The organism is Catenovulum maritimum, assembly GCF_001050375.1.
GTDB classification, from domain to species: Bacteria; Pseudomonadota; Gammaproteobacteria; order Enterobacterales; family Alteromonadaceae; genus Catenovulum; species Catenovulum maritimum.
On the sequence record NZ_KQ130501.1, the window covers coordinates 37,209 to 62,604 of the forward strand.

A 25,396-nucleotide genomic window follows, 5' to 3' on the forward strand; every position below is an offset into this window, starting at 1 on the left:
TCATTACTTGTAATTTTCCCACACAAAGCTAGAGTAATAATACCTCTATAAAATAAGTGTTTATCATCCATGGAAGTTGTTAATTTTCGCGTCGGAAATAGATTAGTCGCATTTAATATACTCGATATTTTACTTACTGAAAAATTCACCAATGATCAAACATCGGTACCGACTGATGACTCCGCTTTTCTTGGCGTTAAAGATTTTATGGGAGTACCGACTCCAATTTATGATTTGAGCATTGCGATGAATAAAACATCGACCAAACATCAAAATAAAGAGTTAGTTGAATTACTTCACCTAAGAGAAAAAGACCATGTAGATTGGCTTGACGCTTTAGAAAACACAGCTAGAACTGGGATAGAATTTACTAAGGCAAAAGATCCACATCAATGTGCATTTGGCAAATGGTACGATAGTTTTACAACTACAAATATGGACTTAGCAGAGGTATTAAAGAAGTTTGATGCGCCGCATAAAGCCATACACAACTTAGCTGATTCAGTTTTAACTTTGCTAGAACAAGACAAACAAACGGAAGCTTTAACTTTAATTGAAGTTGAGCGCAATTCTACACTCGCATCTTTAAGAAGGTTATTTGCGACGGCAAGAGATCAAGTAGAAGTTACTTACAAACCAGTTACTGTATTTACAACAACAGATGGCAGACGCCCTAAACTAGGCTTTGTTGTTGATAAAGTTGAAGATTCTCTTCATGTAGAGAAAGATCAAATACGTTCACTTGACGAGATTAAGCAATATACAGGCGACATAGACCATAGAGTAGCAAATATGATAAATGGTCTACTAACTGCGGGCCACACCAATAGTATCTTACTATCACCCCAAGCTTTTATTTAAACAACTAAGATTCTGGCATTATTCATTGATTAGGCTAAAGCTTTACTGGTAGCATTAGCCAATTATGTTTATCTAAATATGCCTTTTCAAATGTCACAAACAGATAAAATTCAGTGGATTACCCTAGAGCAAGCTTCAGAAATTAGTGGAGCTTCTGTTGCTATCTTACAAGATACAATTCGTAAGTATAAAGATAACCGTCATACCCTAAACACCTATGAAGATAATGGCGAATTATATTTAGACAAAACTCAAATTATTAATTTATTTCCCAGTTCAGCATCAGCCCTAGAAAAAGAAAAAATTCCTGGTACCTTGTTTCGTTGGTTTGACGACTTACGTAGAGCATATGAAACCAGTCTAAATACTATGTTTAAACGAGTTGAAGCGGTAAAGGATGAACATAGATTAGATTTAGCTGAAAGTTATGATCAAAGATTAAAAGAATTAGAGAATAGTTATCAATCTAGGATTGATGAATTAAAGTCAGCACATCAATCACAAGTTTCTACTTTAACAAACCACTTAAATAAACTAGAAAAAGATAGTCTCTTTTATCAGCAACAAATTGTCACTCAGCAACAAACCCTGAGCCAATTAAATAGCCGATATGACGCCGTCATTATTGCTTTAAAAGACAAAAAACCACAATTAGAGAAAGATATAACACCCAGTACCAAGCCAAGTGCCCTAGCCGTAGATGAAACTGACAATTCGGAATTAACGACAAAAACAGAATCTCAATCTGAAGAGACTGCTCAACAAGAAGAAAATGCAACAAGTTTAACTCCAGTAGAAGTTGTAGAGCAAACAAAAGAGAATCAAATTAAGGTCAGTGATGTTTTAAAACAAGCCTACTCAGAGCGCGAGCAAAAAAATTATCAAGCTGCAGTTGAGTTGTTTGAACAAGCTGCTTTATTAGGTTCAAATAAAGCAATGGGCGCACTGGGGCGGAGTTATTTTATTGGCGAAGGTGTCGATAAAAATATAGAAAAAGCGATCGCATTTTTGCATCTGGCTTCTGAATATGGTTTTGAACCCGCAAAAGCTAAGGTAGAACAAGTTTCAGATAAATATCCAACCGAGTATAGCCACGGAATAGAATTGGCAAAGTCTTACTCAATTCAAATTAAAATTAATCAAGTGGAAAATTTAGCTTCGTAGGATTCAACAATGCTTTTAGAAGAAAAACAAAAACTTTATCAAGAATTTTTTACTTTACCTTTGAACCTCAACGTCAACTTAACCCCATTTGCTTTAGATGAAAAAATTCCAAACGAAATGGAATTTTTAGCTGAAATGCCCTATTCATTTAAGTTAGCAACACAAGTTAATAGTATAGAAGCAGATTCACTTCGAGCGGTAGGAAGCTTAAGTAATCAATCTGAAGAATTGTTTAATTTTTTAAAGCTACAGTCACAAAAAATTGACTTAATTATGTCCTACATTGTGATGCAGGAAGATGATCAAGAACAAAGGTATATTACTAAAGAATTTGGAGCTGGCGGTTTTAGCATTAATTTGAATCAGGATTGGCATATAGACCAAGTATTTAGGTTAAAAATATTTATGCCAGAAGAAGCAAGCGCAGTATACTGTTATGTTGAAATTGTAGAAAAGAAACCGTTTGAACAAGGCTTTGAATATAAATTCGTTTACAGTCAAATTCGTGATGAAGACAGAGAGATATTAGTCCGTACAGCCTTACATCAGCAAAGTAAACATTTAAGAAAACTAGCGCAAGAAAAATCGAATCAAACAGAAAAATAATGAATCAATATTACTTACCACCCGAATGGCACAAGCAAGATGCCATTATGCTAACTTGGCCACATTCTAAAACGGATTGGGCAAGTCAGCTAAAGCAAGTCGAAGCTGTATATTTTGAACTTGTAGCCGCTATTAGTCAGTATCAAAAACTTGTCATTGTTTGCCATGACACTGAGTTAAAACAAAGTGTTATCCACAAACTAAAAGGCAAAAACATTGGCGTTGAGCAGCTCATATTTGTGATTGCTCAATCTAATGACACCTGGGCCAGAGACCATGGGCCTATCACTTTGGTTGACAGTAATAGTCAACAAATTAAGCCTCTTAATTTCACTTTCAATGCTTGGGGCGATAAGTTCTCTGCTAATCTAGATAATCAAATAAATAAGCAGCTTTTTGAGCAAATTAACCTAACGAATTTTCAAGAAATAGACTTGATACTGGAAGGCGGTTCGATAGAAGCGGATGGAAATGGTACTTTAATGACCACAGCGGCTTGTTTACTGAATACTAATAGGAACAAGCAACTATCTAAGTTTGAAATTGAAGAAGAATTACTCTCATTACTTGGCTTAGATAAAATGCTTTGGTTAACTCAAGGTGCTTTAGCTGGTGATGATACTGATGCCCACATAGATACATTAGCTAGGTTCGCGCCTAACAACCAAATCATATACCAAGCTTGTGATAAAACCGATGATATTCATTACCAACCTTTAAACGACATGGCTCAAGAACTTGCCGAATTTAAGAATAAACAAGGCCAAGCATACCAATTAATAGCATTACCTTGGCCGGACGCTCAATATTCAAGCTGTGGTGAAAGGCTACCAGCAACTTACGCTAATTTTTTAATACTTAATCAAGCTGTTTTAATGCCTGCTTATGGAGTTGTCCAAGACGAGCTAGCTTTAACTATACTAAAAAAAGCTTTTCCAGAGCATGATGTACTGGCCATAAATTGCAGGCCGATTATTGAACAGTTCGGTAGTTTGCATTGCTTAACCATGCAACTACCAGCAGGTTATTTGTGTAATCTTGAGAGGAAATTTAAATGACGGTAAAAAACAAAGTCGTTGCAGCATTAATTCAGCATTCTAATACTAGTGATCTTGAACACAATTTAGAAAAAACGATTAATGGGATAAAAGAAGCTGCGAAAAAAGGGGCTAATTTAATTGTTCTGCAAGAATTACATAAATCACTATATTTTTGCCAAACTGAAGATACTAACCAATTTGACTTAGCTGAAACTATACCAGGTCCTACTTCTAACCGTTTATCCGAAGTGGCTAATGAACTTAACCTAGTCATAGTTAGCTCTTTATTTGAGAAGCGAGCGGCTGGCTTGTATCACAATACTGCAGTGGTGTTTGAAGCTGATGGTTCTATAGCAGGTATGTATCGCAAGATGCACATTCCAGATGATCCTGGTTTTTATGAGAAATTTTATTTCACACCTGGTGATTTAGGCTTTGAACCTATTTCAACCAGTTTAGGGAAATTAGGTGTTTTAGTCTGTTGGGATCAATGGTTTCCAGAAGCTGCAAGGTTAATGGCTATGGCTGGCGCCGAAATGCTAATTTATCCAACCGCAATTGGTTGGGATCCAACCGATGTAGATGAAGAGCAGCAAAGACAATTAGATGCTTGGGTTATCATACAAAGATCACACGCAGTTGCTAATGGCATCCCTGTATTAAGTTGTAATCGAGTTGGCCATGAAGCAGATCCGAGTCAAGTTTCTGAAGGTATTCGTTTTTGGGGGAATAGTTTTATTACAGGTCCACAAGGTGAGATTTTAGCCCATGCGAGTGATAGTGAAGAAGAGCTCCTCATTGCAGAGCTTGACCTTGAAAGAAGTGAATCTGTACGCCGAATTTGGCCTTATTTAAGAGACAGAAGAATAGACCATTATTCTGATTTAACAAAAATATATCGAGATTAATATGTTTGAATCTGACATCGAAAAAATCCAACATTATTATGATATGGCGATTGAATATATATTAACTTATAGCTTTCAATTAGTTGGTGCAGCAATAATCTTTTTATTATTTTTGGTTCTTGCAAATAAGATGTCGAGATTCATTTATAAATTTCTGCAGGCTAAAAATGTCGACATTACACTTAGCCAATTCATCGCCAACTTAATAAAGTTCATCATTCTATTTTGTGCAATCGTCATCGTACTAGGTAAAATTGGTATTAGTATTACCCCCTTTGTTGCGGCAATAGGTGCAGCCTCATTAGGGGCTGGTTTAGCTTTTCAAGGCTTATTATCGAATTACGGCGCAGGCTTTGCGATTATTTTAACTCGACCTTTTACTGTCGGTAACACGATTACAGTACAAGATAAAACCGGTGTGGTAAAAGATGTAAAATTAGCTTGCACCATATTAGTAAATGAAGAAAAAGAAGATATTATTATCCCAAATAAGTATTTGGTTGGTGATATTCTCTTAAATTCACATGAAGTGAAACTAATTGAAACTATCGTCGGAATCAGCTTTAGTTCAGATCCACATTTAGCGATAAAAACTATCAAACAAGTAATAGATAGTATCAGTGAGATAGATTCAAGCCGTCCTGCAATTGTTGGTATTGATAGTTTTGCCGACAGTTCGATCCAAATAGGTGTTCGCTTCTGGGTACCAACAAAGAATCTATACGAAGTTAAGTACCAAGCTAATATAGCGATTTTTGATGGGCTAAAACAAGCAGGAATTAAGATCCCATTTCCTCAAAGAGAAATTAGAATTTTATCTGATGATAAAAAAGATTCACTTTAAATTGAATACAAAACCCGATTTAGCAGGTCTAGTTAACTAATTATTCGTATTAATGAGAGTCATATGAAAATAATAAAATCGAATATTTCTGATTTTAAAGACAATCAAATTACCGATGAAAATATTTTTAAAAACAGACGAAAAATTTTAACTAGCCTTGGCTTTTTAGGACTTACAGGGTTACCTACTGCCAAAGCAAACGCCAATCTATTAGATTGGTTCGATAACGATAAACCAAAGCAAGATACAGCGAAAGCAAAAATCTTAAAACCGTTAACTTATAAAAGTGATACTAACTCTCAACTATCTTTAACACCTGAAAGTAAGGTTATTAGTTACAACAACTTTTATGAATTTGGGACGAGTAAAAGCGATCCTGCAGAACATGCTCATAAACTCACAGTTGACCCATGGCAAGTAACAATTAATGGCTTAGTAAACAAACCTTTTAAATTAAATTATGAAGACCTTTATTCTAAATTTAGCTTAGAAGAAAGAATCTATCGACTCAGGTGTGTTGAAGCTTGGTCTATGGTTGTACCTTGGATTGGTTTTAAACTCAGTGACTTGCTTAAGCTAGCTGACATCAAATCTAGCGCTAAGTATGTCGCATTTGAAACATTAGAAAGACCGAGTGAGATGCGAGGACAATCTAGCCGATTTATTGGCGGTAGCATTCCCTACCCTTATATTGAAGGTTTACGGCTAGATGAAGCTATGCATCCTTTAACCATATTAGCTGTCGGTCTTTATGGAAAAGCATTACCTAATCAAAACGGTGCACCAATTAGACTAATTGTCCCCTGGAAATACGGGTTTAAAAGCATTAAGTCTATTACAAATATCAGGCTGACTGATAAATTGCCTAATACCACTTGGAATTTATCAGCACCAAATGAGTATGGTTTTTACGCTAATGTAAACCCTAAGGTAGACCACCCAAGATGGAGCCAAGCATCTGAAAGATTAATAACCAGTGGTGGTTTGTTAAATCAAAGGAGAATACCCACACAAGCATTCAATGGTTACCAAGAAGAAGTTGCCCCTTTGTATAAAGGGATGGATCTTAGCCGTTTTTTCTAACGGTTTTGTCAAATTCATAAGGTTTAACTTATTAAAAATCAAACTAAAATTCGCCTAACTAAACTTGTAATACATGTATTAGCATTACCGATTCTGGTATATCAGTATTACCTATCAGTTAACGATCTCAATGGCGCTGATCCAGTTAAAGCGATTATACATTTTACCGGAATTGGTGGTTTACATTGCTTGTTGGTTTGTTTATCCATTTCACCTATTGCCAAATGGTTAAAACTAGCTTGGTTGATGCAATGTAGAAGACTAATTGGCTTATATAGTTTCTTTTATGCCTGCTGTCATTTAATTAGTTTTATTTGGTTCGAACTTGGTTTGAATTTTGATTTGTTCTTAGCTGAACTATTTAAACGACAATATATTTGGCTGGGAATGCTCGCCTTTAGTATTTTATTATTACTTGCTTTAACTTCACCTAATTCAATAAAAAAGCATTTAAGAAGCCATTGGCAAATCCTACACAATTGGATCTATCCTGCCAGTATACTAATTTGGATACATTTTTATTGGTCTCGTAAAGCTGATATCACAGAGCCGTTTATATACCTGATAATATTGTTATTTTTATTATTTTTAAGAGTAAAAAAAATAAAAATAAGCTCATTTATTTAAATTAAGACAAAACAAAATTAAAGATTTTTTTCCGAGGCCGATACAGTAAACATAACATTTGTCAGAGGTTGTTATGTTTACTCGATTAATTAAAAAATTTATTATTATTGTTATTACTTTAACTGCAGCCTTGAATTTGACGGCATGTGATAAAGCACTTGCTAAACAAGTTCGTGATAATGATAACTCAGTCCCGAGTGAATTATTGAGCCAAGTAAACAAAACCTTTCAATCAAATTTCATCTATGGTGATTGGCGATTTCAAGGCACAATCGCTTTCAAGCAAGCGATTAACGCCTATATCCAAATTCCAGATGAATTAGAATTATCTAAAAGCCAACAAATACAATACATACAGCAAGTTATATGTCCTGCTAAAGAACATACTAATTTATGGATGAGTGTTAAAGACTATCCACTTCACATACATATTTACACCAATAATAAAAAAGAAACAATAGAAGCGAAGTGTTTGAATCCTTTAGCTTAATCGGACAATATAAGATAAAATCCTGAAAATACCTCCCCCTCAAAAATTTTCAGGATTTTATCTATGAGTCGTAAAACCGTTCTAATAACTGGTTGTTCTACTGGAATTGGTTTACATTGCGCTTTAGAGCTAAAGAAACAAGGTTACCAAGTCTTAGCTACCGCACGTAAATTACCGGATGTAAAAAACTTAATAGAACTGGGTTTCGATGCCCATCAACTCGATTTAGCTGACGCTAAAAGTGTATTAGATGCATTTAATTGGGCGGAGGAACAGGCTGATGAATCTATCTATGCATTATTCAACAATGGAGCCTACGCTCAACCAGGTGCACTCGAAGATATTAGCCGAGATTTATTGCTCGAACAATTCCAAACAAATGTATTCGGCTGGCACCAACTCACTAATTTATGCGTTAAGCATATGCATCGACATAATAGCGGTAGAATCATCCAAAACAGCTCAGTGCTAGGTTTAGTTGCTATGCCATTTCGAGGTGCTTACAATTCATCAAAGTATGCCATTGAGGGATTATCTGACACTTTACGATTGGAATTAATGGACACAAATATCCACATTAGTTTGATTGAACCTGGGCCAATTTTAAGTCACTTTAGAGCAAATGCTTTAGCCCAGTTTGAAAAAAATATAAATCTAGAGCAAAGCCGGTTTAAAAATACTTATTCAAAAATGTTAACCCGACTAAAAAAAGAAGGACCTGGAATGGCTTTTACACAGGGACCTGATCAGGTATATAAACGTTTAATTCATGCATTAGAGTCAAATAAGCCTCAAGCTAGATATTATGTGACTAAACCAACCTATGTAATTGGCTTTTTAAAAAGGATATTACCGACACGTTTTTTAGATAAAGTGGTTAAATCTGCTTAGCTGTCTCAACTCTAATTTTTAGTTGCTTATATTTATACATTTCACTGTCTGCTAATGACAAACACTCAGATGCTGTATTGCCTTGTTGGTTATTAGCAATACCAAAACTCAAGCCAGCTTCAGCCCAAAATGCCTTTAACTGGCTATTAATTTCGATCAGAGACTGGCTTATAATCTGTTGAAGACTCAGTAAATCTGCGTATGTACTAGTTGATAACACGCAAATAAATTCATCACCACCGACTCTAAAGGTCGTGCCTTTAGGCTTGATTAAATTTGAAATCAGTTTAGCACCTTTCTCTATTAGTTTATCTCCTTCCGCATGCCCATATTTATCATTAATTGCCTTCAAGCCATCAAAATCAATATAAACTATAAAATAATGTTCGCCTAAATTAGACAAGGTTTCATTTAATGCATAACGATTACCTAGCTGGGTAAGTGGATCTATTCTAGATAAATAAAAATGTCGGTTAAACTCAATTTGTTTTAATTTAAACCATTCCGAAAGGCATAAAATAATGCAAAGACAATCAACAGATAGTGCGATTAAAACCACAGCTTCTGGGTTATCTAAAGCACCAAACATTTTGTTATGAGCCGCCATATAATATGCTAATGAAAAGCTGTACAACAAATTACCGATTAGAAAATATTTAGCTCTAAAATCCTTTTTGCTCATCATAATTACACTGACAGATAAGGTAACTAAAATCCAAATCATGGCAAGGATATGAGAAACATAAAAACTCAGCTGAAATGATATTAAGGCCATGGATAAACCAAGAAAGGTACAAATTATTGTTAATATATTTAGAAATTTAGCTAATTTTAGGTGTTGGTTTTTACACTCAAATAAATCACTAACAAATTGACACGCACAGGCAATCGCAAATGGAAATATATACATTCCAGCGTAACTCCAATTAATCTGAATTTCGCTGAATAAATCATTTACCAGACCCGAAGCGGCCGCCCAACCAACCCCATGTAAACCAACATAGCCCGCACAGGTTATCGCGATTCGGTGACCGGTTCTTGTATAGATCAAAAAAGATAATAAGCCGAGTAATAACATTATGGAAATTGCGGTCAAGGATAGCGAATTATTCATAGTTTGGTAACGATAAAAATCAGCAGAGCTGTATAGCGTCAACGAGACAAGTGTCGGAAAGTGTTTAGCAGAAACATACAGCCATATTGACGTATTCGTTTCACCATCAACTTGTATCGGCAACACTTGAAAGTGAAGTAATTGAGGAGCAGAACTATTGTGGAACTGCGAAAAATCTATGACTTCTTCTTCTTGTTTTGAATTTGTAATCCAAGTCGCTCTGGCAATATCAAGAAAATTAGCATTTGGAATTAAAAACCAAGTTTGACCACTATTATTTGTAATATTGATTTTTGTTAAAAAACCGCCTGATTTTCCCACTATGCCTTCTGTAATAGGCAGAGTATTAGACCAAACCTGTCTGTAGTTATTTATATTTAATTCTGTGATGTTTTCAGGTACCGCTCGCCATAAACCTTCGTCTTTAATATGAATTGGTGACTCTTGATTTAAAACTATGCTTTCTAGAGCAAAAGATTTAATCGGTAGGAAACCCCAAAAGACGATCCAAACTGCTAGGTAACGGATTGGCAAAATTAGCTCCGAAGGCTTTTTAATATCAAAACCGACATTTAAAAATATATGTGAAACTAAACTTCACTAACAGCTAACTATAGCTAACATTAATATCTTGGTGTAGCTGTAGTGTTTTTTTTGCTAAAATACTAAAAATTATAAATTTAATAATAGGTAATCTGTGGCTAGAAATAAAGCTAAAAAAACATCAAAAGGCTCTACCGGATCTAATAAAAAATTAACGGAAGACTTCATCAGTAAATATCAAAACAAAGCTGATGTGATATCACTAGATTCAGGGTTATTGTATCGGGTAATTGATGATGTTCAGGGAACTAGTCCTAAATTTACAGACACTGTTACAGTAAATCAAAGAATACTCTTAGCAGATGGCAGCGTCATAGCGGATACTTATAAAGCTGGTCTACCGGACGAATTTGATATATCAGAAGCTATACCTGGCTTACAGGAAGGAATTCAGCTTATGCCTGTTGGAGCAAGATATGAATTTGTAATTCCTCCAGAGCTAGCTTGGGGTAAAAAAGGAAATGGCAGTAAAATAGGCCCAAATGCTGTGATGCAAGTCGATTTACGCCTAATTAAAGTAAGTTAAACTGAGTAGCTGACTCTCAATTTGATATAACTAAGAGTCATCAGGGCATGCTTATCTAGAAAAGGTTTTGATAGATTTTTTCGGTTTTAATAAAACTAAATAACTCGGCTTCAGGTAATGGTTGACTAAATAAATAACCTTGGCCGATTTGACAATTATTACGTACCAGAAATTCAACATGCTCTGCAGTTTCTACCCCTTCTGCGATCACCTGCATGTTTAGCTTATGCGCCATCGCTATAATCGCATCTGAAATCGCCATATCATCTTTATCATCTGGTATATCACGAATAAAAGCTCTATCAACTTTAAGCGTATCAACTGGAAACTTTTTCAGATAACTTAATGAAGAGTAACCCGTACCAAAGTCATCAATTGACATTTGAACGCCCAAAGATTTAATTTCATCAAGTTGTTTCAACGCCTCGTTAATATCCCCCATTAACATAGACTCTGTAATTTCTATATCTAGCCAATGAGAATTAATTCTAGCTTTAGTGATACTATCTTTGATGATACTGACTATGTTCTTATCTTTAAATTGACGTGCAGATAGATTAACCGCGACAGTATAATTTTTATTAAATTCTTTATTCAATCTTGCGATAAAATGGCTGGCTTCATCGATAACCCACTCACCTAAGGCAACAATCAGACCAGACTGCTCAGCAACTGGTATAAAAACAGCAGGGGAAACCATACCTTTAGTTGGGTGGTTCCAACGAATTAGAGCTTCAAAACCAAATAACTCACCATCTGCTAGATTAACTTGAGGCTGATAATAAAGCACAAATTGCTGCTCTTTTATCGCTTCCCTTAACTCAGTTTCTATAATTAAGCTTTCTTGTACTTCTTTATCTAAATCATCCGTAAAGAAATAATGTGTATTTCTACCCGCAGCTTTAGCTCGGTACATTGCAAGATCAGCATTTCGCATTAAGTTCTCAATGCTAATGGCATCTCTTGGTGACATAGTAATACCGATACTCGTTGTGATTAGAACTTCTGCAGCTGATAATTGAACTGGCTCACTAATCACGTTTTGAATATCATGCGCCATGGAAGCCGCTCTTTCAGCACTTGAAACGCCAGATAATATGACTGCAAATTCATCACCACCAAGCCTAGCGATAGTATCTTCAGCCCTTAAACGTCGAACCAATCGCTTAGATATTTCGACTAGTAACTCATCACCTGCTTCATGACCTAAAGTGTCATTGATGCGTTTAAACTTGTCTAAATCAAAATAAAATAATGCAAAAGCAAAATGTCCACGTTTTGTCATCTCTAATGACTTAGTGAGCTGAGCTTTAAAGAATGTTCGATTGTATAAATTAGTCAATGGGTCATGGTAAGCCAATTTTTCCATTTTACGCTGGCTTTGTTTAATAAAACTAATATCTTGTGTCGCTGAAACATAGTGTTTAACGCCTTGAACATCTTGTGTCATAGGCGAAAAAGTTTGTGATACCCAAATGCTATCACCGTTAGGGTGTGCAATTAATAGCTCGCCTTTCCAGGCATGGCCTAATGCAAGTTGTTCGTAGGCGGAATCTAAAACCCAAGTCATTTGCGGATCAACCACAGTCTCTATTTTTGCGCCCTGTAATTCATACTCTTCACGACCAGTTAACTCAATAAATTTAGGGTTAATAAATTCAATTTCAAAATCTTGATTAAGAATTGCGATTGCTGTTTCACTATGTTTCACTGCATTTGCTAACTTAATGGCAGATAATTCCGCAACTTCTTTTTCTTCGATTTTTAAATTCAAGCCTTGAATAAGTTTTTGATTATCATCCGACATGCTTGCCAGTGCTTTTGCAACAGCGCCAATTTCGTCACAGTTCCTTGCTAATTCAGATAAATTTAATTCGCCTTGTTTAACTTGGGTTAATGCATTTGAAATCTGCTTTAACCTAGAGAGAATTTGGGTATTGATAAAAGAGTAGATTAATCCACCCATACAAATTGCAGATAATAGAATTCCCAAATACAAGAAAAACCTTACATTTGATGGACTCCAAGGGTTATTTTGTAAGTTTTCAGCTACGCCTAAATACCAATCAACTTCTGGTATCGCATTAATTGTCACGATTTGATTGCTTTCGTTACGTTCGTAAGTTTGGGTCTTAATAAACTTATTAGACAATATGTTGCTACGTATAATCTCCTGTAATTCTGGCGATATCGTATTAAAATTGTTCAAAGTCGTGTTAAGAACTGGCTTTTGTTCAGTCTGAATATGTCTTAGCTGAGGGTCTAAAATTAAATTTCCTTTTTTATCATAAACAAAAATTTTCTTATTTGGGTTTAAATCCATTTTATCTGATAATAGTTGACCTAACTCATCTACTTTGAAATCGCTTCCTGTTACCCCAACGAATTGATTATCTATATAAATAGGGATAATCAGGCTCATTACCCAGCTAAATTGGATATCGTCGTAATATACAGGTGTCCAAATCGGTTGACGGGTAGGATTAAACTCAGGCGTACCGAGTTTATAAAATAAGTCATCAGTAAAAGTATGATCATGGCCTAAGCCTTCAATTAATCCACTTGGAAAAGCGGTAGCATTTCCGTTAACTGATATATAGAAAAAATTAGCAAATAATGGCTGGATGTTGGTTGCTATGCCGGAAAATATTTCACTTGTTACCTTAGATTCAAACAAAACCTTATCAGTAACTGTTTTACTTTGCGCAAGATAGACACCAACATTCGATTTGCTGTAGCGATAACTACCATCAGTGACTTGTGGTAATGAGAAACCCGTGGTTTGGCTTGCTTTATTCCTTAACGCGACAGTTACCTGGTGATTGGCAAGTTTGCCAACGTAAACAAGTTGCTCTAAATGGTTAGAAATAATATTTGAAGTTTGACTAGCGGAATTTTCTATTTCAGATTTTACGACACTATAAATATAATCATTTTGATATTTAGAGAAGATAAACGCAGCTATGCTGCCAACAATCAAACATGAAGTGAAAATGGCTAAACTAGCCTTAATCGAAATAGAGTGAATAAATTTAGTTTTCAACCACTGCATAGCAAGTGTATTGCCTCATATTATGCTGAGTTTTCCGTAACTCAATTTATTATTTATAAATACAATAACCTAATATTAAAGCTTGATTACAATAAAAAACCAATCTTTTTATTTAAATTTACACTTTTAAACGCCTAATGTGTGCATATTTGATAAATATCCGAATAAATACTTCAAAGCTTTGCAAGCTAAAGCTAGAATAAGCGCATAATTTCTAACAATTACATGGTTCTGCAATATGGCTCAATATGTATATACGATGTCACGCGTTGGTAAAATTGTCCCACCAAAACGTGAAATATTAAAAAATATTAATCTTTGTTTTTTTCCTGGCGCTAAAATAGGTGTACTTGGTTTAAATGGTGCAGGTAAATCAACTCTACTTAGAATAATGGCTGGTATTGATACCGAAATCGAAGGGGAAGCTAGAGCGCAACCCGGTTTAAAAATTGGCTACTTACCTCAAGAACCTCAGCTAGATCCAAATAAAAACGTCAGAGAAAATGTTGAAGAAGCAGTTTCAATAGTAAAAAACGCAATTACTCGTTTAGATGAAGTTTATGCTGCATACGCTGAACCAGATGCTGATTTTGATGCATTAGCAAAAGAACAAGGCGAATTAGAAGCCATCATACAAACGCAAGACGGCCATAATATTGAAAACGTTCTGAACCGAGCAGCAGACGCATTAAGACTGCCACCTTGGGATGCTGATGTCACTAAACTATCTGGTGGTGAAAAAAGACGTGTGGCTTTGTGTCGACTATTGCTTGAAAAACCAGACATGTTGCTACTGGATGAACCAACTAACCACTTAGATGCAGAATCTGTTGCTTGGCTAGAGCGATTTTTACATGACTATGAAGGCACAGTCGTGGCTATCACCCATGACAGATATTTCCTCGATAACGTTGCCGGTTGGATCTTAGAGCTAGATAGAGGCCAAGGTATTCCATGGGAAGGGAATTATTCTTCTTGGTTAGAACAAAAAGATGAAAGATTAAAACAAGAACAGAAATCTGAGCAAGCGCGTCAAAGATCGATTCAACAAGAATTAGAATGGGTTAAATCAAACCCTAAAGGCCGTCAAGCTAAAAGCAAAGCTCGTATGGCTAGATTTGAGGAACTTAATAATCAAGATTTCCAAAAACGTAACGAAACAAACGAACTTTATATTCCGCCGGGTGAACGTCTAGGTGATAAAGTTATTGAAGTTGAAAACTTAACTAAATCTTTTAACGATAGGTTACTGATAGATGATTTGAGCTTTAGCCTACCAAAAGGTGCTATCGTCGGTATCATAGGTCCAAATGGTGCGGGTAAATCAACTTTATTCAAAATGCTTTCTGGAACCGAACAGCCTGATAGCGGATCAATTACATTAGGTGAAACAGTTAAATTATCGAGTGTTGATCAATTTAGAGATTCTATGAATGACGCAAATACTGTCTTCCAAGAAATTTCTGAAGGCTCTGATATCATCCAAATAGGTTCGTTTGAAATTAATAGCCGGGCTTATGTAAGCCGCTTTAACTTTAAAGGTACAGATCAGCAAAAACGAATTGGTGAATTATCTGGTGGTGAACGAAATCGTGTTCATTTGGCTAAATTGCTAAAAGCTGGCGGTAACGTTTTATTACTGGATGAGCCTACCAATGATTTAGATGTTGAAACCCTACGAGCACTTGAAAATGCATTACTTGATTTCCCAGGCTGTGCTATGGTTATCTCACATGATAGATGGTTCCTAGATAGAATCGCAACTCACATCCTAGATTACCGAGATGAAGGTCAAGTTAACTTCTATGAAGGAAACTATACTGATTACGAAGCTTGGTTAAAACAAACTCTAGGTGACGATGCAGTTCTAAACCCTCATAGAATTAAGTATAAAAAAATTACCAAATAATTTTATATACATTGCTAACTTTAGATTTGCCACTAAGCTGGTCAAATCTAAAGTTAAGTATTCACAAGTTTAATCATATTCTCTACTAACCTTAAATAAATCATAACTTTACTAGCAAAAAATAGATAATAAGCTATCTTTGATTTAAGTTACTTATTATTGACAACAGCCGAGTGAAGAATGGACGAAAGAAGAGAATTTACCCGAATTTTTTTTTCTACCCCAGCCCAATTAAGTTTACAATCGCAAACTTGGGACGTAAATATTATTGACCTTTCTTTGAAAGGCGCCTTAATTAGCCAGCCAGAAAACCAACAAAGCTTAACCATAGATGCACATGAATATACACTAAGCTTTGTGTTGCCCAATTCAGAAATTGAAATACAAATGTCTGTTAAATTGGCGCATGTCGACTCGATTAAGATTGGCTTAAGAACGCATCATTTAGATATAGATAGCGCTTCTCACTTAAAACGTTTAGTTGAATTGAATATGAATGACATAAGTGAGCTTTACCGAGAACTTGAAAACTTATCTCATCCAGAATCTGATGTTAAACACGAAGATAAGTAATTTTACGGTAAATTAGATTAGAATAGCTGTACTTTTAATTTGAGCCCATACTTTCATTTCAGGTTTTAACTCTAACCTTTCGACAGATTTTAAAGTTAATTGTGCAAATAGAAACTGTCCAGCAATTTCCAGTTTAATTAAACAATTACTCTGCTGAAGTTGCCTTTCTAATTGAACTATTCTCGCAGGTAGTACATTCAGGATACTTGTGTCACTAGGCTGATTTAAACTAATACTAACGTCTTTGGCTTTGACTCTAACTTTAATCTGCTCCTGTTTTTGTTTTGCGTTAGAGCCAGTACTTAGCCATAATTTAAAATCTGATTGTGCAATCGACGTTTCGAGAATCTGATATTCTTCATCATAGCCAACAATTTCAGACGTAAGTATACAGCCAACCTCATCAGCAAATACTGCTTGATGTTCTGCATTCGCTAAAACGCATTCTAACTGGCCATAATCAACTAACTTACCTTTATCAATTAATAAAATATCATCAGCAATTTGACTAATTTCATCTAAAGAATGGCTGACATATAGGATAGGTATTTTCGTTTCTGTTTTTAACTTTACTAAATAGGGTAAAATTTCGTTTTTACGTGCTTTATCAAGCGCAGCTAATGGTTCATCCATTAATAAAATATTGGGTTTAGTCAGTAAAGCTCTAACAATAGCCACTCTTTGTGCTTGCCCACCAGATAGTTGACTTGGATAGCTAGCTAATAAATCTGCAATATCAAAAGTCGATAGAATACTCTGTACTTCCAGCTCGGACACATTCACAGTTTGTTTTCGATTTAAACCGTAAAATAAATTCTGCTTAACCGTTAAATGCGGAAATAAGCTCGGCTCTTGAAATACATATCCGATATTACGTTTGTGTGTTGCAAGCTTAGTTTTTCCAACTTGCCACATTTTAGAATTAAATTGAACGTGACCATTAAACTTATCCTCTAGACCTGCAATGCAACGTAGTAAAGACGTTTTTCCACAACCAGAGTGACCATAAATAGCCGTGATGCCGCTTAAGCTTAATTTAACGGTTAAGTTCAGGTTAAAATTAGCCAGTTTTAAATCTATCGCTAAATCTAAATAATTCATTTTACTTTAAATAACCCGTTTGAACCTCGATTGAGAAGGTTCAGCACCAAAAGTACTACAAAAGAAAAAATCAACATACCTGCGGAGAGCAAATGAGCTTTGTCATATTCTAGCGCTTCAACATGCTCATAAATTAGAACTGAAATCACCTGAGTTTCACCTGGTATATTACCACCTATCATAAGCACAATACCAAACTCACCTATGGTGTGGGTAAAACCTAAAATAGCACCTGAGATAATACCGGGTTTAGCGAGAGGCATAACAACCGAAAAAAAAGTGTCTAATGAATTTGCTCCCAAAGTCGCGGCTACTTCAAAAGGTCTCTCACCAATAGACTCAATAGCATTTTGTATTGGTTGCACAACAAAAGGTAAAGAGTAAATAACAGAGGCAATAACCAAACCTGTAAAACTAAAAGCGAGATTTTGTATGCCAAGTAAATCGAAGTACCGGCTCAAGCTACCGCCATGTCCAAATGAGATTAATAGATAAAAGCCAATAACACTCGGCGGTAATACTAAAGGTAAGGCGATTAAACTGGATACAGGGACTTTTAAAAGGGATTTAGTTCTGGCTAACCAATAAGATAAAGGTAAAGAAACCAACAATAAAATTAAGGTAACTGTAGAAGCTAACTTGAGTGTTAAATAGATGGCGCTATATTCTAATTCAGTCAACATTAGTTCAGTGCCTGTCTAGCGATATAACCTAGTTTAACCAAGCGAGATTGCACATCTTCGGATTGTAAATATTGATGAAAAGCCCACGCTAAATCTGAATTTTTAGTCGTTTTTACGATTATCATTTCCTGATTAATCGGTTGATAATACTGTTTAGGAACCAGGTAAATAAAATCTGAAAGTTTGTCTTTATCTGCTAATAAGTGCGACCAAGATAAAAAACCTAATTCTGCATTATTTGTCTTAACAAATTGATATGCATGAGAAATATTTTCCCCCTGCACCAATTTTAATTTAACGATTTGGTTTAATCCTAACTGTTCAATCACTTGACTAGCAGCTTGACCATATGGTGCTAATTTAGGGTTCGCAATTGCAATCTTATTAGCTTGGCGCATAGTCAATTTTAAGCTTTCTATTGAATTGACAGCTTTGTGCCTTGACCAAACACCCAGTTGCCCTCTTATATATATCTGCCTAGAGCCATCAAGAATTAAGCCTTGGTTTGCTAAAGCCTGAGTTTTGACATCATCTGCCGCTAAAAATATATCAAAAGGCGCACCATGAACAATTTGTGAATATAACTTACCAGAGGAAGCATAAATGCTAACCAATTTGGCATTATATTTAGATTCAAAATCAGGCTTTATCAGATTCATTGCGGGTTTAAAGTTCGCTGCGACACCAATTCGAAGCGTATTAGCTGATATGTTGAGCGATAAAAATATAAATATCAAAAAGGTATAAATTTTATAAGTAGTCTGCTTCATCAATTTTAAATAGGAAAAATTCCTGTAATACCTTTTCTAGTGGCTAGCCATTGTGACTAACATCAACTCGGGATAACAACTTGTGCTCTCTTAAGGGCCTTTACCCAGATAACAGCGTTTAACTCGCTAATTTGTTTTAAAGTTGAAGTTAACAAAAAAACTCATATTGTACTGCGGATTCGGACTCAAAAATCTGAGTTATTTTAACTTATAAATAAGCTGAAAATCTTTAACGTTGATCAAACAAAGCAGATAAATAAACACTCAAAATTAATTTATTGTTTTCAATAATATTGAATCGTAACAAACACCAGAAGAAGGGAAACAGGATTCCCTCCTCAGCTTTACAATTATTGAGCGAGATAATCAGCCCTAGCTGTTTTTAAAGTATCGCAAATTCTAAATGCCATTTCTAAAACTTGGTTCTGGTTTAACCTTGGATCGCACTGTGTTTGATATCTCTGAGCCAAATCAGATTCCGAAATAATATGCGCACCACCAGTACATTCCGTTACATTAAGCCCTGTCATTTCCAAATGAATACCACCTGCATAAGATGATTCGGCTCTATGTACAGCAAAGAATTGCTCTATTTCACTTAAAATACTATCGAAGTTTCTGGTTTTATAGCCATTTGCCGCTTTAATAGTATTACCGTGCATAGGATCACTTGACCAAACAACATGTCGACCTTCTTGTTTAACTTTTGCGACTAATTCAGGCAATACCGAACCTATTTTATCCGCCCCCATACGCGTGATTAACGTCAATCTTCCGGGTGTATTAAGCGGGTTTAACGCGTCTATTAACTTAATTAACTCATCCGGCTTAATGGTTGGTCCTACTTTAACCCCAATAGGGTTATTGATACCACGGAAAAATTCAACGTGAGCATGATCTAAATGACGCGTTCGCTCACCTATCCAAACCATATGTGCAGAGCAGTCATACCATAAACCAGTCAAAGTATCTTTGCGCGTTAAAGCTTCTTCGTAATTTAATAGTAAAGCTTCGTGAGACGTAAATAATTCAGTTTCTCTTATAGTAGGCGTATTCAATGCGGTTAAGCCACACACTTCCATAAAACTTAATGCTTCTTGAATTTTGTGCGCAACTTCATGGTATTTTTCCGAAACAGGAGAATTAGCAACAAAGTCTAAATTCCAGCGATTCACTTCGTGTAAATCAGCTAAACCACCTTGGGCAAATGCTCTTAGCAGATTTAAAGTAGAAGAAGAATGATGGTAAGCAGTAATTAAATTCGCTGGATCGGGTACTCTTTCGTCTTCTGTAAAGTTAAAACCATTGATGATGTCACCTCGATAGGTAGGTAAACTGACTCCATCTCTCGTTTCTAAATCTTCGGATCTTGGTTTAGCATACTGACCAGCCATTCTAGCCACTTTAACAATTGGACAGTTACCACTAAAGGTTAAGACAATCGCCATTTGCAATAATGTTTTAAATGTATCGCGAATTTTAGGTGCATTAAAGTCATTAAATGACTCAGCACAATCTCCACCTTGAAGCAAAAAAGCTTCACCTGCAGAAACCTTAGCAAGTTGCTGGTGCAAAGACCTAGCTTCAGCAGCAAATACAAGAGGTGGGAATTTTTTTAACTCAGCTTCTACATTAGCTAGTTTAGCTAAATCAGGATAAGTAGGTTGTTGTAAAATAGTACGAGTTCGCCATGAAGACGGAGTCCAATCAGACATGCTATTTCCTCTCTTAATCTTGCTTATAAATCAGCTATAACAATTTATTTCAAACGACTTAATAAACCGTCAGAAGCATCTTCAATTAAGTTTAGAACATATTCAAAACCTTGCGCACCACCATAGTAGGGATCTGGTACTTCAGATTCATCTGTATATTCAACCGCATAATCTAAAAACAGCTGAATTTTATGTTTATGTTCCTCAGGGCAATCAGCTATTAAATCATCATAATTAGCTTGATCCATCGCTAAAATAAGATCAAATTCTTCATAATCATTTGCAACCACAGGTCTGGCCGCTAATTGGCTAAAATCATAACCTCGTTTTTCACCAGCAGCTTTTGAACGTTTATCCGGTTTAGCGCCTTTGTGATAACCAGCGGTACCAGCAGAATCTATCGTGAGTGGTAACCTAACCTGCTTAGCTTTTTGTCTAAAAACAGCGTGTGCTGTAGGTGAGCGACAAATATTACCAAGACAGACAAATAATATAGAACGTGCTTTTAATTTTTCGTTACTTTTCATATTAACCTAATTAAATATTTCAATTTCTGAACATTGTAGAGCGATTTTAGTAGCGGCTTTCCAGCGAGCTGACGCTTGTAAAGCAGCTAATGATATCTGAGGATGATTGCTTGAACTAAGGTAATTTTCACTTTGGATAAACTGAGATAAACTTTGATTCGCATCTATTATTTCAATCGCCCCCTTAATGTTATTACAAGCCAAAATCATATCACAACCTGCTTCAAGTGCAGCTTGGGCTTTATCTGTGTAGCCACCTGCGACCGAGGCTGCTTCCATAGATAAATCATCACTAAAAATAGTACCGTTAAACTGTAATTTATTGCGTAAAATATCTTGTAACCAAATATTAGAGAAACCAGCTGGTTTCTCATCGATACTTGGGTAAATCACATGTGCAGGCATAATCGCATCTAACTGATGATTTTGAATTAACTGCTTAAATACACTCATATCCAATTCAAAGATTTCATCTGAGCTACGTTCATCAATAGCAGCTGATACGTGGGAATCGGCTTTTACACTACCATGCCCAGGAAAGTGCTTTCCGGTAGTACGCATACCAGCTTGCTTCATACCATTAATAAAGTATTGGCTTAGCTCAACTACTTCCTGAGGTTCACTCGAAAAACTACGGCTGCCAATCACATCCGAAATGCGATTTAAGTCCAGTACAGGGGCAAAGCTAATATCTATATTTAGTGCGAGTAATTCAGCGGCCATTAACCAGCCCATTTCTTGGCAAGTCGATTTAACATCTAGCCCTAGTTGGCCAACTTTAGATAAACTGGCCATTGCTGGAATTTTACTAAAGCCATCACGAAATCGTTGAACTCGGCCACCTTCATGATCAACTGAGATTAATAAATTAGGTGCTTGTTTGCGTATCGATTTGACCAGCGCATCTAATTGCGCCACATCATGGAAATTTCGGCTAAACAAAATTATGCCGCCGACAAAAGGATGTTGTAAGATTTCTTTTTCTTCTGGATCCAGTTCAAACGATTTTACGTCCAGTATCAATGGCTTCATAGATAATTAATTAATATAGTCAGATTCAATTACTTTAACATACTGATATCTGCTGAGAAACCGGATATTAAGCTAAGAATTAGTTATATTTAACTTAACCTCTATTATTTGATTTAAATTAAACAACTAACTCAATTAGCTATGTAAAATAAAAATATACTTTTTTATCCAGAGTCAGATATGCAAATTACCGATTTATCTATTGAAGAAAAAATCAGTCCCATATGGCGCATGGGATTCCGTCCTCTATTTTTATTCCCTACCCTATATTTAGTTTTAATTTCTCTACGTTGGATTCTAACTTTAGCAGGTGTTATTGACTGGCCCTATCAAACTTCAGTTATTATTTGGCACAGTCATGAATTCTTATTCGGCTTTGGTTTTGCAATTGTCATAGGTTTTTTAATCACAGCGGTGCAAACTTGGACTGGTCAGCGCAGCTTACATGGTACGCCACTCATGCTACTTACCTGTTTTTGGTTAGCCGCTCGACTAAATGCCAATTTAAATTGGGATCAAGTTTGGCTCACCGCAGCTTTTGATACATTGTTTACTTTGCAAGCCATGATAGCAATTGCACAACGATTGATTGCAACAAACAATAAAAGAAATTTAATCTTCATTCCAATTTTGACTTTGTTTCTCGTACTTGGAATTGCTTTACTTTGGGCTAATAACATACAAGATGTTTTATTAGCTAGAAATATAAGCTACGCAGTTGTACTCATATTTATATTCTTAATTAGTTTACTGGGCGGTCGAGTTATTCCATTTTTTATTAGCCGTAAGCTAGGGATTGAACAGGTTAAAGAAGCCGTTTGGCTTACAGCTATCGCACAAGTCAGCTTATTAATTTTAGCTTATGCAGTATTCACAAACTCTAAATATATAGAAGCCGTCAGTTTACTTGTTTTTTTAATTCAAGGATGGAGAATATTTAAGTGGCATGATATGAAAATTTGGCAGCACCCTTTGCTCTGGTCGTTATGGTTAGCTTATGCCTATATACCTTTAGCCTGTGCTGTTCTTTTCTTTTTTGGCGTAAACTGGTTAAGTCCAGTGATACATATATTAACGTTAGGCACGATTAGCGGCTTAATATTGAGCATGATGGCTCGAGTTTCGCTCGGCCATAGTGGCAGACCATTAGATATTTCGACTTGGATGACAGTCGCTTTTGTAACTATTAATTTAGCGACCCTAGTTAGAGCCGTATTACCGCTATTTAGCCAAATACAATTGCCAGTTTGGTACTTACACCTTGCAATGTCTTTTTACTTAATTTCATTCAGTATTTTTTGTATCTGTTATAGCAATATAATGTTTACCGCAAGAGCAGATGGCCATCCAGGCTAACTACCCTGCTCTTCAAGTTTGACTTGTTCAATCGCTTGGAATCGATTAGTGATTTTAGCGGCAGAGGTATGAATTTGTTTAACATCTGTCGCAGCTTGATCTATATGTCTAGCCAGTTGATCAAAACGAGATTGAAAACGTGCAAAATCATTGCCTAACTTATTGAGATGCTCTTGAATAAGATGAACTTGCTCTTTGGTTGCTTCATCTTTTAACACTGCTTTAGCAGTTGTTAATACAGCCATTAAAGTTGAAGGGGAAGTCAGCCAAACCTTCTTTTGCCACGCAAATTCCACGACATCTTGATGATAGGCATGAATCTCTGCAAAAATAGCTTCTGCTGGTAAAAACAAAATCGCGCAGTCAGAAGTTTCAGGAGGTAATATGTATCGTTCAGCAATATCTGATATGTGCTTTTTAATATCCTGTTTAAAAGCGGCTGTGAATTTTTTAATTTCAAGATCACTTGGCTCGCACTGTGTCATTCTTTGGTAATTTTCTAATGGGAATTTAGAATCAATCACAAGTTTACCCGTCGGTTCTGGCAAGTTAAGTAAGCAATCTGCAATACGGCCATTCGCCAACTTTGCTTGTTTGCTGTACTGGTTAGGTGCGAGGACATTAGCAACCAAAGTATATAACTGAACTTCGCCAAAAGTGCCGCGACTTTTTTTATCAGTTAACACATTTTGTAGGCTAACTACATTTGTTGATAACTCAGAAATTTTCTTTTGAGCTTCATCAATTAAAGCCAAACGTTTTAATATATCACCGAAAGTTTTAACTGTATTTTCAAAGCCTTCACTTAATTTATCATTCACCCTTTGAGATAGTTTATCTAATCTAGATTCTGTCACTTGAGTTAATTGATTAAGCTGTTTGGCAACTACCTCACCATGCTGTGAAACAGCCTTAGCAAGTTCACTTCTATGTTCAGCATGGTGCCTAGTTAACATATCGAGTAATTCTAACTGCTGCTTATGATTAATTTCTTGGTTTTTATATTGCTCTTGTAGCAAATTGGTTTGCTGCTGATTTAATCTTTGTTCTAAAGATAGATATTGTTCATGACTCTGATTCATCATAGATAATCTAATATCATCTATCATTTTTTGAATTTCTAAATTCGAAGTAGCGTTTTTATTTGTTTTACTAATGCATATCACTAAACAAATGATTAAAAATAAACAGAGAAAAGCTAATGAGAATATAATGTACTCTAGTGGTATCACGGTGTTTTAAAATCCAACTGTATAAATTCACAGTTGAATTTAGCATATGCAAGTAAAATAAACACTAGTAAATTTAGCTAGGTTTAAATTCATGTTAGAATGAAGGTAATCTAGTCAAGAATTACCATATATGAACCGTAAAAAGAAAATCCAACAAATCCATCAAAAGCGCTTAAAAAAGGCCAAGGCTAAACTGCACACGCCAAACAAGCCTAAATATATTTCAAAAGCTGACAGGGCTAAAATGGAAGCAGAAGAGGCTGAAACTCTAGTTGAAAATGAACAAGCGTCGACACAAGACGAAACAGCTGCAACTGAAATAGCAAAGTAACAAGTTAAAACATCTGCATAGAAGGCTAGATTTGAACAAGTCTAACGCTAGTTGGTAGTGTTTAGAAATCTGTGTCACTTCAATCTATTATTTAGATAAAACAGGAGTGACATATGACTCAAGAATTTGACTTCAATGAAGCGTTAAAACAACTTCAATCTGGGAAAGCGCTAGTTGGTAAAGATGGTGTTCTTACTCCATTAATCAAACAACTGACCGAAGCCGCTTTGAAAGCGGAACTAGAGCAACATCTTGAAGATGATATCCAGCCCAATCGTAAAAATGGCTCAACATCCAAAACGATTAAAACCTCAACCGGTGAATTTGAATTAGAAACGCCCAGAGACAGAGCGGGTAA

At 35.7% G+C, this 25,396-nt stretch carries 25 protein-coding genes; 16 read left to right on the top strand and 9 right to left on the bottom strand.

Annotation, left to right across the window (positions count from 1 at the left end):
* The first annotated feature begins 69 nt into the window (after window positions 1-69).
* The 10 genes from XM47_RS15615 to XM47_RS15660 all read left to right on the top strand — a co-directional run bounded on the left by XM47_RS15615 (window position 70) and on the right by XM47_RS15660 (window position 8,514).
* On the top strand, window positions 70-861 hold the full coding sequence (locus XM47_RS15615) for a CZB domain-containing protein (RefSeq protein WP_048694577.1): 792 nt from the start codon (window positions 70-72) through the stop codon (window positions 859-861).
* 90 nt (window positions 862-951) lie between these two features.
* On the top strand, window positions 952-2,025 hold the full coding sequence (locus XM47_RS15620) for a tetratricopeptide repeat protein (RefSeq protein ID WP_149865534.1): 1,074 nt from the start codon (window positions 952-954) through the stop codon (window positions 2,023-2,025).
* Window positions 2,026-2,034: 9 nt separating this feature from the next.
* Window positions 2,035-2,631, top strand: a complete 597-nt coding sequence (locus tag XM47_RS15625; RefSeq protein WP_048694582.1) for a PilZ domain-containing protein — start codon at window positions 2,035-2,037, stop codon at window positions 2,629-2,631.
* Complete coding sequence (locus tag XM47_RS15630; protein ID WP_048694585.1) at window positions 2,631-3,689, top strand: agmatine deiminase family protein; 1,059 nt, start codon at window positions 2,631-2,633, stop codon at window positions 3,687-3,689. Before XM47_RS15625 ends, XM47_RS15630 begins: the two co-directional genes overlap by 1 nt.
* Entirely contained in the window at window positions 3,686-4,579 is an 894-nt protein-coding gene (locus XM47_RS15635; RefSeq protein WP_048694587.1) for a carbon-nitrogen hydrolase, read from the top strand. The genes XM47_RS15630 and XM47_RS15635 overlap by 4 nt, the downstream gene beginning before the upstream one ends.
* Before the next feature lies 1 nt (window position 4,580).
* Complete coding sequence (locus XM47_RS15640) at window positions 4,581-5,423, top strand: mechanosensitive ion channel family protein (protein WP_048694589.1); 843 nt, start codon at window positions 4,581-4,583, stop codon at window positions 5,421-5,423.
* A 63-nt stretch (window positions 5,424-5,486) separates the two neighbouring features.
* Window positions 5,487-6,506 (top strand): protein-methionine-sulfoxide reductase catalytic subunit MsrP, encoded by a 1,020-nt coding sequence (gene msrP / locus XM47_RS15645; protein ID WP_048694591.1) that lies wholly within the window; start codon window positions 5,487-5,489, stop codon window positions 6,504-6,506.
* Window positions 6,507-6,677: 171 nt separating this feature from the next.
* Window positions 6,678-7,133 carry a protein-methionine-sulfoxide reductase heme-binding subunit MsrQ gene (locus XM47_RS19415; RefSeq protein ID WP_342669148.1) on the top strand — a complete coding sequence of 152 codons (456 nt, stop codon included), beginning with the start codon at window positions 6,678-6,680 and terminating at the stop codon, window positions 7,131-7,133.
* A gap of 73 nt (window positions 7,134-7,206) precedes the next feature.
* Complete coding sequence (locus XM47_RS15655) at window positions 7,207-7,623, top strand: hypothetical protein (RefSeq protein ID WP_048694596.1); 417 nt, start codon at window positions 7,207-7,209, stop codon at window positions 7,621-7,623.
* A 63-nt stretch (window positions 7,624-7,686) separates the two neighbouring features.
* Window positions 7,687-8,514: an SDR family NAD(P)-dependent oxidoreductase gene (locus XM47_RS15660; RefSeq protein ID WP_048694599.1), complete on the top strand. Its 828-nt coding sequence runs from the start codon at window positions 7,687-7,689 to the stop codon at window positions 8,512-8,514.
* On the opposite strand, the gene XM47_RS15665 is transcribed toward XM47_RS15660, so the two are convergent.
* Window positions 8,501-10,162, bottom strand: a complete 1,662-nt coding sequence (locus XM47_RS15665; RefSeq protein ID WP_048694601.1) for a GGDEF domain-containing protein — start codon at window positions 10,160-10,162, stop codon at window positions 8,501-8,503. The two genes, XM47_RS15660 and XM47_RS15665, sit on opposite strands and share 14 nt — an antisense overlap.
* A 163-nt stretch (window positions 10,163-10,325) precedes the next feature.
* Between XM47_RS15665 and XM47_RS15670 the strand changes: the two genes are divergently transcribed.
* Window positions 10,326-10,757, top strand: coding sequence for an FKBP-type peptidyl-prolyl cis-trans isomerase (locus XM47_RS15670; RefSeq protein WP_048694603.1), 432 nt, complete (start codon window positions 10,326-10,328; stop codon window positions 10,755-10,757).
* Between the two features lie 55 nt (window positions 10,758-10,812).
* Here the strand turns inward: XM47_RS15670 and XM47_RS15675 are convergent, their stop codons facing one another.
* Window positions 10,813-13,809, bottom strand: a complete 2,997-nt coding sequence (locus tag XM47_RS15675) for an EAL domain-containing protein (protein WP_048694605.1) — start codon at window positions 13,807-13,809, stop codon at window positions 10,813-10,815.
* 238 nt (window positions 13,810-14,047) lie between these two features.
* Here XM47_RS15675 and ettA point away from each other — a divergent pair, with 238 nt between their 5' ends.
* Together ettA and XM47_RS15685 are read left to right on the top strand one after the other, a co-directional pair.
* On the top strand, window positions 14,048-15,718 hold the full coding sequence (gene ettA / locus XM47_RS15680) for an energy-dependent translational throttle protein EttA (RefSeq protein WP_048694608.1): 1,671 nt from the start codon (window positions 14,048-14,050) through the stop codon (window positions 15,716-15,718).
* 180 nt (window positions 15,719-15,898) lie between these two features.
* Complete coding sequence (locus XM47_RS15685; protein WP_048694609.1) at window positions 15,899-16,291, top strand: PilZ domain-containing protein; 393 nt, start codon at window positions 15,899-15,901, stop codon at window positions 16,289-16,291.
* A 12-nt stretch (window positions 16,292-16,303) separates the two neighbouring features.
* On the opposite strand, the gene modC is transcribed toward XM47_RS15685, so the two are convergent.
* The 6 genes from modC to nagZ form a co-directional block, all read right to left on the bottom strand.
* Window positions 16,304-17,392, bottom strand: coding sequence for a molybdenum ABC transporter ATP-binding protein (gene modC, locus XM47_RS15690; protein ID WP_048694612.1), 1,089 nt, complete (start codon window positions 17,390-17,392; stop codon window positions 16,304-16,306).
* Window positions 17,389-18,075 (bottom strand): molybdate ABC transporter permease subunit, encoded by a 687-nt coding sequence (gene modB, locus XM47_RS15695; protein WP_048694614.1) that lies wholly within the window; start codon window positions 18,073-18,075, stop codon window positions 17,389-17,391. The genes modC and modB overlap by 4 nt, the downstream gene beginning before the upstream one ends.
* Complete coding sequence (gene modA / locus XM47_RS15700) at window positions 18,075-18,845, bottom strand: molybdate ABC transporter substrate-binding protein (protein ID WP_048694619.1); 771 nt, start codon at window positions 18,843-18,845, stop codon at window positions 18,075-18,077. Before modA ends, modB begins: the two co-directional genes overlap by 1 nt.
* Before the next feature lie 350 nt (window positions 18,846-19,195).
* Window positions 19,196-20,560: a class II 3-deoxy-7-phosphoheptulonate synthase gene (locus XM47_RS15705; RefSeq protein WP_048694622.1), complete on the bottom strand. Its 1,365-nt coding sequence runs from the start codon at window positions 20,558-20,560 to the stop codon at window positions 19,196-19,198.
* 44 nt (window positions 20,561-20,604) lie between these two features.
* Window positions 20,605-21,087, bottom strand: coding sequence for a low molecular weight protein-tyrosine-phosphatase (locus XM47_RS15710; protein WP_048694624.1), 483 nt, complete (start codon window positions 21,085-21,087; stop codon window positions 20,605-20,607).
* A gap of 6 nt (window positions 21,088-21,093) precedes the next feature.
* The gene (gene nagZ, locus XM47_RS15715) at window positions 21,094-22,119 is read right to left on the bottom strand and encodes a beta-N-acetylhexosaminidase (RefSeq protein ID WP_048694627.1); all 1,026 of its coding nucleotides are present in this window, start codon (window positions 22,117-22,119) and stop codon (window positions 21,094-21,096) included.
* Between the two features lie 180 nt (window positions 22,120-22,299).
* On the opposite strand from nagZ, the gene XM47_RS15720 reads away from it, so the two are divergent.
* The gene (locus XM47_RS15720) at window positions 22,300-23,475 is read left to right on the top strand and encodes an NnrS family protein (RefSeq protein ID WP_048694630.1); all 1,176 of its coding nucleotides are present in this window, start codon (window positions 22,300-22,302) and stop codon (window positions 23,473-23,475) included.
* Here the strand turns inward: XM47_RS15720 and XM47_RS15725 are convergent.
* On the bottom strand, window positions 23,472-24,584 hold the full coding sequence (locus XM47_RS15725; protein ID WP_245623484.1) for a DNA recombination protein RmuC: 1,113 nt from the start codon (window positions 24,582-24,584) through the stop codon (window positions 23,472-23,474). The two genes, XM47_RS15720 and XM47_RS15725, sit on opposite strands and share 4 nt — an antisense overlap.
* Window positions 24,585-24,837: 253 nt before the next feature.
* Between XM47_RS15725 and XM47_RS15730 the strand changes: the two genes are divergently transcribed.
* A complete protein-coding gene (locus tag XM47_RS15730) occupies window positions 24,838-25,038 on the top strand; it encodes a DUF2986 domain-containing protein (RefSeq protein WP_048694634.1) in 201 nt (66 codons plus the stop codon).
* A 113-nt stretch (window positions 25,039-25,151) separates the two neighbouring features.
* On the top strand, window positions 25,152-25,396 hold a 245-nt coding region (locus XM47_RS15735), incomplete at its 3' end, for a transposase (protein ID WP_048694636.1).